The organism is Algibacter sp. YIN40, from assembly GCF_057219435.1.
This window is the reverse complement of record NZ_JBXVVC010000003.1, coordinates 208205-222270: the sequence shown is the minus strand read 5'-3', so window position 1 is coordinate 222270 and position 14066 is coordinate 208205. Positions and strand designations below refer to the sequence as shown.

The 14066-nt window shown below is 32.2% G+C and carries 18 protein-coding genes and 1 tRNA gene; 7 read left to right on the top strand and 12 right to left on the bottom strand.

Annotation, left to right across the window (positions count from 1 at the left end; genetic code table 11):
- From mobB to AC2D6V_RS11770, 7 genes are all read right to left on the bottom strand, one after another.
- Nucleotides 1-1029 carry a MobB family relaxase gene (gene mobB / locus AC2D6V_RS11800; protein WP_484648400.1) on the bottom strand — a complete coding sequence of 343 codons (1029 nt, stop codon included), beginning with the start codon at nt 1027-1029 and terminating at the stop codon, nt 1-3.
- Between the two features lie 15 nt (nt 1030-1044).
- Complete coding sequence (locus AC2D6V_RS11795) at nt 1045-1416, bottom strand: BfmA/BtgA family mobilization protein (RefSeq protein ID WP_484648399.1); 372 nt, start codon at nt 1414-1416, stop codon at nt 1045-1047.
- Between the two features lie 544 nt (nt 1417-1960).
- Nucleotides 1961-2158, bottom strand: a complete 198-nt coding sequence (locus AC2D6V_RS11790) for a hypothetical protein (protein WP_484648398.1) — start codon at nt 2156-2158, stop codon at nt 1961-1963.
- 15 nt (nt 2159-2173) lie between these two features.
- On the bottom strand, nt 2174-2623 hold the full coding sequence (locus AC2D6V_RS11785) for a JAB domain-containing protein (protein ID WP_484648397.1): 450 nt from the start codon (nt 2621-2623) through the stop codon (nt 2174-2176).
- Between the two features lie 81 nt (nt 2624-2704).
- Entirely contained in the window at nt 2705-3043 is a 339-nt protein-coding gene (locus tag AC2D6V_RS11780) for a single-stranded DNA-binding protein (RefSeq protein ID WP_484648396.1), read from the bottom strand.
- A 583-nt stretch (nt 3044-3626) separates the two neighbouring features.
- Nucleotides 3627-4463, bottom strand: a complete 837-nt coding sequence (locus tag AC2D6V_RS11775) for a DUF932 domain-containing protein (RefSeq protein ID WP_484648395.1) — start codon at nt 4461-4463, stop codon at nt 3627-3629.
- Between the two features lie 79 nt (nt 4464-4542).
- Entirely contained in the window at nt 4543-4959 is a 417-nt protein-coding gene (locus AC2D6V_RS11770; protein WP_484648394.1) for a hypothetical protein, read from the bottom strand.
- A 577-nt stretch (nt 4960-5536) separates the two neighbouring features.
- Between AC2D6V_RS11770 and AC2D6V_RS11765 the strand changes: the two genes are divergently transcribed.
- The 6 genes from AC2D6V_RS11765 (at nt 5537) to AC2D6V_RS11740 (ending at nt 10092) form a co-directional block, all read left to right on the top strand.
- Nucleotides 5537-5622: transfer RNA gene (locus AC2D6V_RS11765), tRNA-Leu, on the top strand.
- Nucleotides 5623-5698: 76 nt separating this feature from the next.
- Nucleotides 5699-6598, top strand: a complete 900-nt coding sequence (locus tag AC2D6V_RS11760; RefSeq protein WP_484648393.1) for a MerR family transcriptional regulator — start codon at nt 5699-5701, stop codon at nt 6596-6598.
- A 47-nt stretch (nt 6599-6645) separates the two neighbouring features.
- Nucleotides 6646-8112 (top strand): phytoene desaturase family protein, encoded by a 1467-nt coding sequence (locus AC2D6V_RS11755; protein ID WP_484648392.1) that lies wholly within the window; start codon nt 6646-6648, stop codon nt 8110-8112.
- Between the two features lies 1 nt (nt 8113).
- Nucleotides 8114-8953, top strand: coding sequence for a phytoene/squalene synthase family protein (locus tag AC2D6V_RS11750; protein WP_484648391.1), 840 nt, complete (start codon nt 8114-8116; stop codon nt 8951-8953).
- 9 nt (nt 8954-8962) lie between these two features.
- Nucleotides 8963-9415 carry a sterol desaturase family protein gene (locus AC2D6V_RS11745; protein WP_484648390.1) on the top strand — a complete coding sequence of 151 codons (453 nt, stop codon included), beginning with the start codon at nt 8963-8965 and terminating at the stop codon, nt 9413-9415.
- A complete protein-coding gene (locus tag AC2D6V_RS11740) occupies nt 9415-10092 on the top strand; it encodes a lycopene cyclase domain-containing protein (RefSeq protein ID WP_484648389.1) in 678 nt (225 codons plus the stop codon). Before AC2D6V_RS11745 ends, AC2D6V_RS11740 begins: the two co-directional genes overlap by 1 nt.
- A gap of 34 nt (nt 10093-10126) precedes the next feature.
- Here AC2D6V_RS11740 and AC2D6V_RS11735 read toward each other — a convergent pair whose 3' ends face one another.
- From AC2D6V_RS11735 to AC2D6V_RS11715, 5 genes are all read right to left on the bottom strand, one after another.
- Entirely contained in the window at nt 10127-10798 is a 672-nt protein-coding gene (locus AC2D6V_RS11735; RefSeq protein WP_484648388.1) for a Crp/Fnr family transcriptional regulator, read from the bottom strand.
- Nucleotides 10799-10929: 131 nt separating this feature from the next.
- Nucleotides 10930-11358, bottom strand: coding sequence for a DUF5606 family protein (locus tag AC2D6V_RS11730; RefSeq protein WP_484648387.1), 429 nt, complete (start codon nt 11356-11358; stop codon nt 10930-10932).
- Between the two features lie 53 nt (nt 11359-11411).
- Nucleotides 11412-12002 carry a peptide deformylase gene (def, locus tag AC2D6V_RS11725; RefSeq protein ID WP_484648386.1) on the bottom strand — a complete coding sequence of 197 codons (591 nt, stop codon included), beginning with the start codon at nt 12000-12002 and terminating at the stop codon, nt 11412-11414.
- Between the two features lie 54 nt (nt 12003-12056).
- A complete protein-coding gene (gene ruvX, locus AC2D6V_RS11720) occupies nt 12057-12467 on the bottom strand; it encodes a Holliday junction resolvase RuvX (protein WP_484648385.1) in 411 nt (136 codons plus the stop codon).
- Between the two features lie 112 nt (nt 12468-12579).
- Complete coding sequence (locus AC2D6V_RS11715; protein WP_484648384.1) at nt 12580-12852, bottom strand: hypothetical protein; 273 nt, start codon at nt 12850-12852, stop codon at nt 12580-12582.
- Nucleotides 12853-13168: 316 nt separating this feature from the next.
- On the opposite strand from AC2D6V_RS11715, the gene AC2D6V_RS11710 reads away from it, so the two are divergent.
- Entirely contained in the window at nt 13169-13984 is an 816-nt protein-coding gene (locus tag AC2D6V_RS11710) for a 2,3,4,5-tetrahydropyridine-2,6-dicarboxylate N-succinyltransferase (protein WP_484648383.1), read from the top strand.
- Nucleotides 13985-14066 lie beyond the last annotated feature (82 nt).

Genomic DNA, 14066 nt, shown 5'->3' with positions numbered 1-14066 from the left:
TTAGATCCCGATGGATCCTGATTTTATGGCGATATCGATACCGCGTTTTAAGGTTCTGATTGTTTTTAGTGCGAGCTGCACTTGATTGGTTGGAATATCAACAATTGGAACGCCTGCCTTTCCTAGAATTTTAAAAGCCAAAGCTTTTTCATGGGTGGGTAATCCCAATAGGGTTGAAAAATAAGCATTTGGATTTTTGATAAACGCTTTCTTGGCTTTGTAGGATTCTGCATAGTTACGTTTGTATGCAAAAGTCTTATCAAAGGTGTTTTCGGCTTTGGAAAAAAAGACATCCCTGTCAAAGCCCCGTTTTACCAATTTACCATCAATCATGACATTAGAGGCTTTGTATTTGCTTCCTGGGGATAGACTTACCTTATTGGAGGCATCCTTGCGGCTAACAACAATATGAATATGACTTTGGTTGCCTTCCTTGTCCATGCCTTGCACAATACGCTTACCGTTTTGTTGGTGTGGTGCACTCCGCTCCAGTTTGGCTATTTGATGCTCGTTTTTTTGGACACTGCCTTCCAATGTGCCTTTCTCTATCTTTCGGATATCTTGCTTTAGCTTTAAGATTTTAGAAGCAAAAGGTTGATTTTCTATAACCTGTTTATCTGTGCCTTTAAAATGCCTCGTGTGTTCAATTTTGGCATAATATTTAATATCATTAATTGTTATGGGTTTACCATTGATTTCACGATTAAAAGCAGTGACATAATCTTTCATCAATTCTCGTGTGTAGTGCTTTAAATCTTTACTGTTATTCTGTAATTGTTTTAATTCGCGTTGGCTCGGACTCACGGTGATGGAATAAAATTTAGGTTCGATTTTTTTTAGTTTTGCGGTGTTACCATCGATATCCTTTATGACTTCTTTAGCGGAAAAGTTATCCCCATATTGGTTAAAAAAATGCTCACGTTCTTCAAGAATAACACCTTGGTTTTCTTTCTCTAAATAATCCACAAAATCTGAAACACTTTGGGAAAAGTTGTTGCCCAATGTTTGGGCTGAAATACTGATATACATAGGTTTAGTTTTTTATTACTTTTTAAGAATTGATGGCTTCTTTTTTTTGGTCTCTTTTTCCATAAGCAAAGGTTTCTTTTTAGGTTCAGCTTCTTTAAACAAGGATTGCATCATGGCGACTGTGGGTTTGGTTTGGTTTTTCTCTATGTCCTTCATGATAGCAATTACCCCATTAATTCTTTTTTTGATGAGGCTCTCCAGCGTTTGCATTTGTGGACCGATGGATTCCTTTGGAGAAATGCCATTGCTTTCAAAAAATTCTATCATCAGCAACAAGGTCATCGAATTGGACGCTCCCATTTTTTTACTAAAAGCCCTAAATTTTTTAGCCGTTGCACATTTAAAACTTATGGTGGTAAATGCCTCTTTTTCATGTCCTCGATCCATTTTTACTCTAAAAACTTGTTGGTTTTATTGGGCTGAGCGCATTTTTACTCTAAAAACGAGTCCAAAACCCCTCTTGATAATTTCTATACTATTTTTAATAAACTGATTTTCAGTATATTATGTATTTTTGGATTACCGTAACCTTGCGGAGCGGGTTACCCTCTTGCTTATCCATATTTTGTCCCGTAGGGACCAAAATTTTCCAAACCCATCGTTTTCAACGATGCGCTTTTTTGGGCTTGCCAAAGACCTGATTTTTTATTTTGATGTTTGTTTATTCCATATTAAATAAAGAAACCTACATCTGTTTAAAATAAGCTGCAAACCCTTTTAAATATAGGTGTTTAAGAAGCAAATCAAAAATGAGTATTGGACTCAAATGACATCAATTCGTAGTAATAAATATGGTGTTTTGGAAAATGGAGATTTAAGACGTCAGTTTTTGAAGTTCTCTAGTTGTTTTTTTAAGTTTTTGACATTTTTAGACATAAAAAAACCTTTGAGGTTTCAAAGGCTTTTTATTTGGGTTTGTTATTTATAAATTTCAAATATTAAACACATATTGGTAGCTGTATAAATTTTTTATGGCTTCTTCTTCCAATAGTGTGTTATAATCCAAATGCTGTTTTTTGGCATAGGATTTTAGGTCGATTCCAAATCTTTGCTCCACATCACTTTTGGAATCTTGGAGCAATCGGTTTTGGGTTTCTGCATCGAGGTTGTTATAATTTAAATATATCATGATTATTGTTTTAAATTATAGTAACCCATTATCAGCAAAACTGTAATAATTACCATCTGGTGTAATAATCAAATGGTCGAGAACATTCACGTCAAACAATTTGGCTGCTTGTTGAATTTTGTCCGTCAATTGTTTGTCTGCTTCACTAGGCTTTAGTTTATTGCTCGGATGATTGTGAGCCAAAATTACGCCTACAGATAAAGTTTTAATTATGACCGCAAATAATATCCGCATATCTACCAATGTGCCTGTAATGCTTCCTGTTGATACTTGATAAATGCCTTTAATCTTATTGGCATTATTTAATAGTAATACCTTAAAGGATTCTTGTAAGCCTATGGTGTCTTGATCCCACCCTTGAAAAATCAATTTTGCGGCATCCTCTGAACTTTTAATAGATAGTGCTTTAGAAGTGCTTAACTTTTCTCGGTAACTTATTTTTATTTCGTTAACTTTGTTTTTCATTGTTCTTTTCTTTAGAGATTAATAATGAAAAGAGGGCACAGACTATTTGAAAACTGGTTTTAGTGCCCTCTTTAATTTTGTTTACTCTGCGCTTCCTAGTAGCAGTATTTCACTTACTACCACTTCAGTTACATAGCGTTTAACACCATCCTTGTCCTCATAACTTCTCGACGTCAATTTACCTTCAATGGCAATCTCTTTGCCTTTGGTTACATACTTTTCAATAATGTCTGCCGTCTTACCCCATGCCACTAAATTGTGCCAATTGGTATTGGTTTGCTTTTCACCTTTTGAATCTTTGTAACTCTCATTGGTAGCTACTGACAAACGGACTACTTTTTTACCGTTGTCTAATTCTGTAATGGTTGGGGCTTGTCCAACGTGTCCGATTAACTGTACTTTGTTTCTTAATGTACTCATGATTTAAAAAATTTAGATTAATACTTCCCCTATTGGATGTAAAACGGATTACATTTTAAGGGGTGTTTTGTTCGATTTCTCTCGTGCAGAGCACCATGGATGATGTGGGTTTTGTCAAGACTTTTGTAACACAAATCAGGAGTGTCTGCGACGTAGAAAAATCCTTGGATTTTCAAGGCTGTAGAAACCTTATTTTTTTTCAAAACTTGTGCAGTCTTGACAAGTTCCATAAGGGCATTAGGAATTCTTTGGAACGCGTTTGCGTTGGAGCGTACCGACAGTTAAGCGAGATAAGTGAAGGGGATCCAATTAGAAGTGCTTATGACCTACCTGTTTTTCGATGCCCCGAAAAACAAATAAAGGCGTCATCCATTATAAACCCCTTAAAATACCTAAGACAAAGACTTAATTTTTGAGAATGATCCATCAAAGCCCAGAGAAGGCTTTGCAGATGATTCGGTTAAGAAAATAAAGGGTTTGGATTTCCGCTTATTATTTTGGTTTTTGATTGACACTTTTTAATTATTACTACTAAAAAACTCCAGTTTATTAGGTACTGGAGCTACCTTTTTTAAATGGCTCTTTAGACCATTTGATATACGGCATCGAAGACTACCTTATCCAATTTTTCTTGTTGTGAAAATGTTTTTTTCAAGGTGTTATGCAGTATAGAATTAAAGGCATTATAACCCAACCACAGATTAGGGTTTTCGCCAAGTAATACAGCTTCATGATTTAAGATGTCAATGACTTCTCTGGATTTCTTGGAAGGATCCTCATTGGTATCACTACACTCATATCTGAACAGTTTTGTTTTTTCAAGGATATTCTTGACGAATACCTTGGTATCAATGATATCAATGGTTTTCATAGTATCAAATTTCTGCACAATGCTATAAAATTCATTGTCCAAGAATTTATCGAACAAATGGTTTAATCTTGGCATAATCAGATTGGTGTTGTGTTTTGTATGTCGGATTGAAAATTCTATGGTTTCCTGGGACACATGTAAACCGTTGGAGCAGACCTTGCGATAAAACCCAAAGTGCCCTGAGGTTTTTTCACTGCCATCATAGGAGTTTTTAAAACGTAACATCGGTAAGATCAGGTCTTCCGTATTCTTTACCAAAAATTGATTGTTGTCTTCAATGATAAAATCAATGATAAAAGAACGGTCCATTCTGTTGATGCTCCTTTTTTGGTAATTAAGTTGAGCATCTATCAGCATCTGTTCTGCTCTCTTGAAGAAGAGGGCGTTAGGTATATGTCCGTAGCTTTTAGATACAATGTTTACGATTTTGCCATTGGAGATAATGGCTTGTTCCAGTCCTCTTCTGGACTCCATTAGTGTGAGGCTTTTTAATGCGACCATTTCTGATGGTACAAACACATCATCTTGTTGTAATTTACTTAAATACATAATTAGAAAAATTTAGGTTAAAAAAAGAAAGCCCACTCTTTCGAGCAGGCTTTTGTTTTGAAAGGATGTTTTAGCCCTATTACAGCTCAAATTGAACGATTTGCTGTTCAATTTCTGATTTACGCTGTTCCAATGTGGATTGTAAATGGGTCGTTACCAACTTGATTAGGTTTGTGTTGGTGGTTCTAAATTCCAGATTACGGGAATCTCGGAGGTAAAAGGAAGCAGAATCATCTTGGTTGTAATTAAACTTGGTCAACTCATTTAAAGTTTCGTTTAGCCGCTCTCTCTGAGTTGCCAGACCTCTTAACTTCTCAAATTTTTGAATACGCTCGTCCAAGTTGATCTTTGGTTTTTCAGCGACGTTTTGGCCATTAGCTTTTTCGGTGGCTGAAGTTTTGCCCATGGCTTCTTCTGTTAATTTCTTTTGAACATCCTTTTTAACGGTTGCATTTTGTTTTTGTGCAGTTCCGTTTTGCTTTGTTTTTGTTTCCATAATTAAATGATTTTAGATTAAACAATATTCGAGCAATCATCAAACGGAAGACAAAATCTCAGCTCAAAAGGAATCGGAATAAAAAGTGCGAGGCACGAGCCTGGTTATGCCGAAGTCTTTTGATGGGAGTGTTTTGCGAGTTTATATTTCGGGAATATAGTATGAATATATTATTCCATAGTATATTCTTAATTTAAATGGCATTTTATAGTTGTTTACTATAGTTTTTCTACTGGAATCCGAATTAAGCGAACTTGATACTAAAATTTGGGATTGGAATGTCGTGTCCGTTCCAATGGTAACGAAATGGACTAATAAAATGGAAAATTAAATTTTAGTATCACAATCAAGACCTTTTTTAATATAATGCTTCTAATTATATATATTTGTTGTATCGAAAGTTAATTTGACATATTTAAAATTACAGCAAGGTTCACAATTCGTCAACATCGACTGTGAAAATTAGCAGATGACTTATAAATACTGGTGTTAGGGCTAAAGGTTCTGACCCCAGCCCGGTCACCAAAAAAGTTAAGCATTATTGCTTGACTTTTTTTATTTTTACTCACTTTATTAAGCGCACGTGGCGGAATTGGTAGACGCGCTGGCTTGAGGGGCCAGTATCCGTTTTAGGATGTGGAAGTTCGAATCTTCTCGTGCGCACTTTTCTTATTTTTATAATTCATTTTTTTTATTAGATTAATTTTATGTAAGTTTGTTTAACTATTTTAATTTAAAAATGAACAATATTCAAGTAAGCTTTAGTATTAAGGATCTCGAAAACTTAACTGGAATCAAGGCTCACACCATTCGTATATGGGAGAAACGCTATAATTTATTAAGTCCTAATAGAACAGACACCAACATTAGAAACTATAGTTTAACAAGTTTTCAAAAACTTCTAAATATATCTTTTTTAAATAATAATGGACTTAAAATATCTAAAATTGCTAGTTTAAAGGAAGAAGAAATACCAATTAAAGTAAGAGAAATAGCATCTAGAGCAAAGGCAGAAGATCATGCTATTAATGCCTTTAAAATGGCCATGATTAATTTTGATCAGGTACTCTTTTATAACACTTACAACAATCTAATAGAAAATAAAACCTTTAGCGAGGTATTCTATAGTGTTTTTCTCCCACTATTGGACGAAATTGGGTTATTATGGCAAACAAACACCATTACGCCAGCTCACGAACATTTTTTAACGGTTCATATCAAACAAAAGATACTTATTAACATAGAGCGCTTACAAAGTCTGGAGCCAAAACCAGTCTCCAAAACGTTCATTTTATATTTACCTGAAAATGAAATTCATGACATAGGTCTACTCTTTGTTAATTATCAATTACGGAAAAAGGGATATCATACAATATTTTTAGGAGAAAGCGTCCCTATGGAGAGTTTAATAGATCTGCATGATTTTTTTGATGAAATAACATTCATATCATACTTCACAGTAAATCCAGAGGAAAAATTAATACCTAATTATCTGAAAAAATTCAGTGATACTTTGTTAGCTCAAGACAATTCCAGATTACTACTTTTAGGAAGAAAACTAATGGATTACGATATATCGAACCTTCCAGAAAAGATGACAGTTTACAAATCAATAGAGAACTTTGTTAAAGATTTGTAAAGTATGCGCATATATTGTTTAACTTTGTTATATATTTATTAAACAATATGAAAAATAAGGTATCAATTATAGGTTCAGGATTCTCTTCTTTAGCTGCTTCTTGTTATCTCGCGAATGCCGGGTATGAAGTCACTATTTTCGAGAAAAACAAAACAATAGGTGGACGTGCTCGTCAATTAATAAAAGAAGGTTTTACCTTCGATATTGGACCTACTTGGTATTGGATGCCAGATGTTTTCGAGCGATTTTTTTCTGACTTCAATAAAAAGCCTTCAGATTATTACAAATTAGAAAAACTAAACCCGGCTTACAGTGTTTACTTCGGTAAAGATGATTATATAACCATAGAAGACTCTTTAGAAAAAATATTACAAGCTTTTGAAAATGAAGAAAGAGGTAGTTCTAAAAAATTAAATACTTTTATTGAACAAGCGAAAAGCAATTATAACATTGCAATAAAGGACCTTGTATACAACCCTGGTGTTTCTCCTCTAGAGCTTGTTACACCGGCGACAATAAAAAAATTAAATCAGTTTTTTAGTACAATAAAAAAGGATGTAAGGAAAGAATTTAAAAATGATAGATTAATTAAAATTCTTGAGTTTCCTGTTTTATTCTTAGGTGCCAAACCTTCAGATACACCTTCTTTTTACAGTTTTATGAATTATGCCGATTTTGGACTAGGTACATTTCATCCAAAAAAAGGCATGTATCAAGTGATTCTAGCAATTGAAAATCTTGCAAAAGAACTTGGTGTTACAATTAAAACAGAAGCACCAATTAATAATATTATGGTAGAAGATGGGGAAGCTAAAGGTTTAGTCTCAAATGGTATAAACTTTTATTCCGATATTATCGTTAGTGGTGCCGATTATCATCATACGGAAACATTAATTAACAAAAAGTATAGACAATACTCTGAAAAATACTGGGAAAGAAAGACGTTTGCTCCTTCTTCTCTTCTTTTCTATGTGGGATTTGATAAAAAATTAAAAAACGTAAATCATCATACTCTATTTTTTGATGTAGATTTCGATGTTCATGCCGAGGCTATTTATGACGACCCAAAATGGCCAGAAAACCCATTGTTTTATGCTAGTTTTCCGAGTATCACAGATGACAATGCTGCTCCTTCAGGAAAGGAAGCAGGTATTTTTTTAATACCCTTAGCCCCAGGAATTAATGATACGGCTGAATTACGAGAAATATATTTTAACAAAATTATTGAGCGTTTCGAAAAATTAACATCGCAAAATGTGCAAAAAAACATTATTTTCAAAGAATCATTTTGCATTAATGATTTTATAAAAGATTACAACTCTTACAAAGGCAATGCCTATGGTATGGCAAATACTTTAATGCAGACTGCCTTTTTAAGACCAAAATTAAAAAGTAAACATGTGAAAAATTTATTTTTTACAGGACAATTAACTGTTCCCGGACCTGGTGTACCACCATCATTAATTTCGGGAAAATTAGTAGCAGATTTAGTTTCAAAACACCATAGTATATAATATGAAATCATTATTTGACAAAGTCTCTTACAATTGTAGTAAGCTTGTAACAAAGACGTATAGTACATCATTTTCATTAGCGACTAAAATGCTATACAAGTCAATACGTGCCGACATTTATAACATTTATGGATTTGTAAGATTTGCTGATGAGATTGTTGACTCCTTTCATGACTATGATAAAGAATCCTTATTCAATGAATTTTCAAATGATTTAGAGCTTGCCCTAAAAAATAAAATTAGTTTGAATCCTATTTTAAACTCATTTCAATATACTTATCATAAATATAATATTGATAAAAGCTTGGTTGACGCTTTCATGAAAAGTATGCGTTTGGATTTGTACAAAAAAGATTATTTAACTGAAGATGAATTTCAAACATATATTTATGGATCTGCAGATGTAGTTGGATTGATGTGCCTAAAAGTATTTGTTAAAGGTGACGAAATTAAATACAATAGTTTAAAAGAAACGGCAATGGCTTTAGGTTCTGCATTCCAAAAAGTAAACTTTCTAAGAGATTTGAAAGCGGACTACGATGTTTTAGAAAGAAGTTATTTCCCTAATATTGACCTTAAAAATTTAAATGAATCTTCTAAGCAAAATATTATAAATGATATTGAAAAAGATTTTGAATTAGGCTTGAGTGGTATAAAAAAACTACCCATTGAAGCTAAATTTGGAGTCTTTATGGCCTATAGATATTATCGCCAATTGTTAAAAAAACTAAAAAAGACCCCCGCATTAAAAATTAAAGAAACACGAATACGGGTTTCGAATCCAAAAAAAATAGAGCTGTTAATGCGTAGCTATGTAAAATATCAACTAAAATTAATGTAATTTTATACTATGCAAGCACTACTATGGATATTCGTGTTTTTAACAACTTATTGCATTATGGAGTTTATGGCTTGGTTTACCCATAAATATATAATGCACGGACCTCTATGGAGCTTACATAAAGATCACCATAAAAAAAACCATGATAGCTGGTTTGAGCGGAATGATGCTTTTTTTATATTTTATGCTATTGTTAGCATTGGGTTTTTCTTACTTTGGAAATATTCGAGTTTTTGGGTTGGTTTACCTATTGGATTAGGTATTTTTGCTTATGGTCTATCATATTTTTTAGTACATGACATCTTCATTCATCAACGTTTTAAGCTTTTTAGGAATGCTAATAACTGGTATGCTAAAGGTGTTAGACGTGCTCACAAAATACACCATAAACACCTAGGGAAAGCAGATGGTGAATGTTTCGGTATGCTATTTGTTCCTTTTAAATATTTCAAAAAGAAGTAATGGATTATTTGTATCTATTACTAAACCTGGGTTCTTTAATTATTCCTTTTTTATTTAGTTTTCATCCAAAACTTAAGTTTTACACTCGTTGGAAATCACTTTTCATTTCTATTCTTGTTACAATGGTTGTGTTTATTCCTTGGGATATAATATTCACCGACAATGGTATTTGGGGATTTAATGATACTTATTTTTTAGGAGTTATGCTATTTGGTTTACCTATAGAAGAATGGCTGTTCTTTATATGTATTCCTTATGCTTGTGTATTTACACATTATGCCTTACTACACTATTTTCCTAATATAGAATTAGCAACTACTATAACAAAAAAACTTAGCTACATTTTAATCATTGGATTTGCTTTAATAGCCATTATAAATTACGATAGATGGTACACTCTTATCAACTTTCTCCTCGCAACTAACTTGAGTATTATAGTATTAAATAAAAACTTGGAACTACTTAGTAAATTCTATATAACTTTCTTAGTTATGCTAATTCCTTTTTTTATTGTTAATGGTATTCTTACTGGTAGCTTTATTGAAAGTGAGGTCGTTTGGTATAATAACGCTGAAAACCTGAATCTTCGCATTTTTACAATTCCAATTGAAGATAGTATATATGCCTTTTCACTTATTTTGATGAATCTTTTTATTGTTGAACAATTAGAATCTTAATATTATTTTTTTTTAGACGACTAAATACCAAGTATCAAGCGGATTTTTTATAAATCCTTATTTCTTTCCTATTAAACTCAATTATATTTTCTTCTTTTAATTCATTTAGAAGAATATTTAAAGTTGGTCTTGAAGTACCAATTAATGATGCAATATCTTTTTGAGTATAGGGATGATGAATGACTTTGTCTCCCGTTTTTTCACAATCGTAACCATAATCGCTACATAACTCTTCTAAAAATTCGAGTAATCTTGTTTTAGTATCCTTGAATAGCAATAACTGAAGGCGTCTTTCTAATTTTTTAAATTTAAATCCAATAAACTTATAAACCTTGAAGCTAAAGGTTTGGTTATTACGCATTAAATCATGCATGGTATCTACACCTATTGGGCAAATAGAAGTGGTATTATCAATAGATTGTGCAAATTCATCTCGTTTCGATTCTCCTAAAATGGCCTTTTCGCCAAATAATTCCCCTCTGCATAAAATAGCCTTTACAATCTCCTCACCACTTTCGCTATAGTATCCTATTTTAACTTTACCCTTTTCTATTAAGTACACTTTATTTGCCGAATCTTCTTCAAAATAGATGTAATCCTTCTTTTTATAAGCATCAAAATCATGATTTGATTTGTAAGCCTTAAACTTGTGAGGGCATAAAACTTTAAAAAGATTTACATCATCGAAAAACCAAATAGATTCCATAGAGAACAACATTTTATTAACTTGAAGAAAGTCGAAATTAACTATAGAACCTTACAAAAGGTCACAAAAAAACATCTAATTAAATTAGATGTTTAAATTGTTTAAAACATTAAGCAATTTTATAATAAATGCTATTCCTCTTCTTCTGAAACTATAGACTCTATTTCTTCCTTTAATATGTCAAGTAAATCTTTTTTTTGCAGCAAGTTATACCATTGTATTACCTTCTTAATATCGCTCGCATAAACACGATCTTCATCATAGCCTGGTAATACATCAAAGAAATATTCTTCTAACTTATCTTTGCTCTCTTTAGAAGCCACACTAGTTTGCTTGCCATTTTCCTTTTTACTAATATTTAAAAACACTTGTCTTAAAGGAATTTCTTCGGTAAGCGTGTAAATAGCTATTTCACTTAAAATACTCACATTTTGACGAATACTAACCGATAGTCGTTTATTATCTATCAATGATTCGGCAACAAACCCACCTCTTGTTTGCGTTATTAATTTATATAATCCCGGTTTACCTGAGATTGCTAATATTTTATCTAAACCCATATGTTAATTTTAGAAAGAGGCAAATATATTTGTTTAAAGAAATATAGCAAATGTTATCGCTTCTTTTTTTGATTTGGAAAACGCATTTTATAATCTACACTTATTTTTCCTTTAGAAATATTAGATAGTCGACCTTTTATAAGTCGTTTTTTTAAACTGGATAATTTATCTGTGAATAAAACCCCTTCTATATGATCGTACTCATGTTGTATTACTCGTGCAACTAATCCGTCAAATACTTCTGTGTGTTTTTTAAAATTTTCATCGAAGTATTCGATAGTTATTTTAGGCTGTCTAAAAACATCTTCCCTAACATCGGGGATACTTAAACAACCTTCATTAAAAGCCCATTCTTCACCCTCTTCTTTAATTATTTTTGCATTAATAAATGTACGCTTGAAATCTTTTAAGCCGTTTCGTTCTTCTTCAGATAATTCTTCATCTTCAGCAAAAGGCGATGTATCGACTAAAAATAAGCGTATTGGTAAGCCTATTTGTGGTGCCGCTAAGCCAACCCCGTATGCATTATACATGGTCTCATACATATTAGTCAAAAGAACATCTAAGTTTGAATATTCTTCTGAAATATCTTGTGCTTTTTTCTTTAATACAGGATCGCCATAGGCTACTATTGGTAAAATCATTCTATTCTGCCATTAATTATTGCAAAAATACAATACTATAATTTATTGTTAGAATTATTTAGAATATAAATAACTCTGAAGAATTAATGTGGCACTTATTTCGTCCACCAGAGCTTTATTCTTTCTTTGATTTTTTTTCAAACCACTGTCTATCATCGTTTGAAATGCCATTTTAGAAGTAAACCGTTCGTCTACTCGCTTTATAGGTATGTTTGGAAATTGTTTTTCTAACTTTACTAAAAAACTCGATATTAGTTGTTCACTTTCAGAAGGTGTATTATCCATTTGTTTGGGCTCACCAACTAAAATAAGTTCTATAGATTCTTTAATTAAATAATCTTTTAAAAAAGGTAACAACTCTTTAGTTAACACTGTAGTTAATCCAGAAGCAATAATCTGTAACTCATCTGTTACAGCTATTCCTGTTCTTTTACTCCCAAAATCTAACGCTAAAATACGAGCCATAATTTTTCTTCAACGATCAAAAGTAATGTAATAAAACAAAAAAGACCATCTTTTTAAGATAGTCTTTTTCAATATTTAACCTCAAATATTTATTGAATATGATTCTTTATAATTATGCTTTTCTTGCTTTATTTATTTTAGGGAATACTAACTTAATATTTTCAACTTTTCTTTCTCGGTTTAGAAAAGATCTAATATCACTAGTACGTGCAATAACTTCTTTTAATTCTGATACTTCAATTATCTCTTCATCATCATTACTTACAATTTCTGTTTCAGAAACTGTAATCTTAACTTGTGCTTTGTTACCTAGAGCAGTACTCTGTGCATTTGCAACAGAGAAAGAAAGTAATAAGATTAATAATAAGTAAAAATTTGTTTTCATCAGATTTGGATTTCTTTGATGATTCAAATATAGGTTCGTTCTCAGGGTTGGAGTAAAATATTAGTTGTAAGTCACTGGATATTCGATTATTAGAGATTGTGCTTATTTCCTTCGATTAATAGATAAAAGTCAATTATTTACCGACAAAAAACACAGAAATTGTATTTCATCCATAAAAATTATTCCTTAAAAGTGAAAATTGAGATTAGGTATTGAAAAATACGCAGGAAATCGGCCATATTTTTAAGGATATTGACGACTATGTATTTCCATTTTTTAAATGATAGCTAGTATATTTGCCCAAAATATTAAGACAATGACCGAATTACAACAAATAATAGAAAATGCTTGGGAAGACAGAGCACTTTTAAATGATGAAAAGACCACATCTGCTATAAGAAATGTTATAAATTTATTAGATAAAGGTGAATTACGTGTTGCAGAACCTGTTACAGATGGATGGCAAGTTAATGAATGGGTTAAAAAAGCTGTTGTTTTATATTTTCCAATTCAAAAAATGGAAACTATAGAATGTGGCCCATTAGAGTTTCATGATAAAATCCCATTAAAAACTGGTTATGCAGAAAAAGGTATCCGGGTAGTTCCTAATGCGGTAGCTAGACATGGTGCTTATATTTCGGCGGGAACCATTTTAATGCCTAGTTATGTAAACATTGGAGCATATGTAGATGAAGGTACAATGGTAGATACTTGGGCTACTGTTGGTAGTTGTGCTCAAATTGGCAAAAATGTCCATTTATCTGGTGGCGTTGGTATTGGTGGTGTATTAGAACCTTTACAAGCTGCACCAGTTATAATTGAAGATAATGCCTTTATTGGTTCGCGTTGTATTGTAGTTGAAGGGGTTCGTGTTGAAACTGAAGCAGTATTAGGTGCTGGGGTAATTTTAACAATGAGCACTAAAATTATAGATGTAACTGGAAATGAACCAGTTGAATACAAAGGTTTAGTTCCTGCACGCTCTGTTGTGATTCCTGGCAGTTATCCTAAAAAATTCGCTGCTGGCACCTTTAATGTACCTTGCGCAATAATTATTGGTAAACGTAAAGAAAGCACTAATAAGAAAACATCACTTAATGATGCGCTTCGTGAGCATGATGTAGCTGTTTAATTGTGTGAATTCAAAAACATAAAATCCAAATTCCAATGTTTTTAAATTGGAATTTGGATTTTTTTATTTGTACTTTGAACTT

What these genes read in the sequence shown, in the direction of transcription:
- AC2D6V_RS11750 (WP_484648391.1), top strand. Translation starts at nt 8,114, where the DNA reads ATGAAATCATTATTTGACAAAGTCTCTTACAATTGTAGTAAGCTTGTA.
- AC2D6V_RS11795 (WP_484648399.1), bottom strand. Translation starts at nt 1,416, where the DNA reads ATGGATCGAGGACATGAAAAAGAGGCATTTACCACCATAAGTTTTAAA.
- def (WP_484648386.1), bottom strand. Translation starts at nt 12,002, where the DNA reads ATGATTTTACCAATAGTAGCCTATGGCGATCCTGTATTAAAGAAAAAA.
- AC2D6V_RS11710 (WP_484648383.1), top strand. Translation starts at nt 13,169, where the DNA reads ATGACCGAATTACAACAAATAATAGAAAATGCTTGGGAAGACAGAGCA.
- AC2D6V_RS11775 (WP_484648395.1), bottom strand. Translation starts at nt 4,463, where the DNA reads ATGTATTTAAGTAAATTACAACAAGATGATGTGTTTGTACCATCAGAA.
- AC2D6V_RS11730 (WP_484648387.1), bottom strand. Translation starts at nt 11,358, where the DNA reads ATGGGTTTAGATAAAATATTAGCAATCTCAGGTAAACCGGGATTATAT.
- AC2D6V_RS11780 (WP_484648396.1), bottom strand. Translation starts at nt 3,043, where the DNA reads ATGAGTACATTAAGAAACAAAGTACAGTTAATCGGACACGTTGGACAA.
- AC2D6V_RS11745 (WP_484648390.1), top strand. Translation starts at nt 8,963, where the DNA reads ATGCAAGCACTACTATGGATATTCGTGTTTTTAACAACTTATTGCATT.
- AC2D6V_RS11740 (WP_484648389.1), top strand. Translation starts at nt 9,415, where the DNA reads ATGGATTATTTGTATCTATTACTAAACCTGGGTTCTTTAATTATTCCT.
- AC2D6V_RS11770 (WP_484648394.1), bottom strand. Translation starts at nt 4,959, where the DNA reads ATGGAAACAAAAACAAAGCAAAACGGAACTGCACAAAAACAAAATGCA.
- mobB (WP_484648400.1), bottom strand. Translation starts at nt 1,029, where the DNA reads ATGTATATCAGTATTTCAGCCCAAACATTGGGCAACAACTTTTCCCAA.
- AC2D6V_RS11790 (WP_484648398.1), bottom strand. Translation starts at nt 2,158, where the DNA reads ATGATATATTTAAATTATAACAACCTCGATGCAGAAACCCAAAACCGA.
- AC2D6V_RS11760 (WP_484648393.1), top strand. Translation starts at nt 5,699, where the DNA reads ATGAACAATATTCAAGTAAGCTTTAGTATTAAGGATCTCGAAAACTTA.
- ruvX (WP_484648385.1), bottom strand. Translation starts at nt 12,467, where the DNA reads ATGGCTCGTATTTTAGCGTTAGATTTTGGGAGTAAAAGAACAGGAATA.
- AC2D6V_RS11735 (WP_484648388.1), bottom strand. Translation starts at nt 10,798, where the DNA reads ATGGAATCTATTTGGTTTTTCGATGATGTAAATCTTTTTAAAGTTTTA.
- AC2D6V_RS11715 (WP_484648384.1), bottom strand. Translation starts at nt 12,852, where the DNA reads ATGAAAACAAATTTTTACTTATTATTAATCTTATTACTTTCTTTCTCT.
- AC2D6V_RS11785 (WP_484648397.1), bottom strand. Translation starts at nt 2,623, where the DNA reads ATGAAAAACAAAGTTAACGAAATAAAAATAAGTTACCGAGAAAAGTTA.
- AC2D6V_RS11755 (WP_484648392.1), top strand. Translation starts at nt 6,646, where the DNA reads ATGAAAAATAAGGTATCAATTATAGGTTCAGGATTCTCTTCTTTAGCT.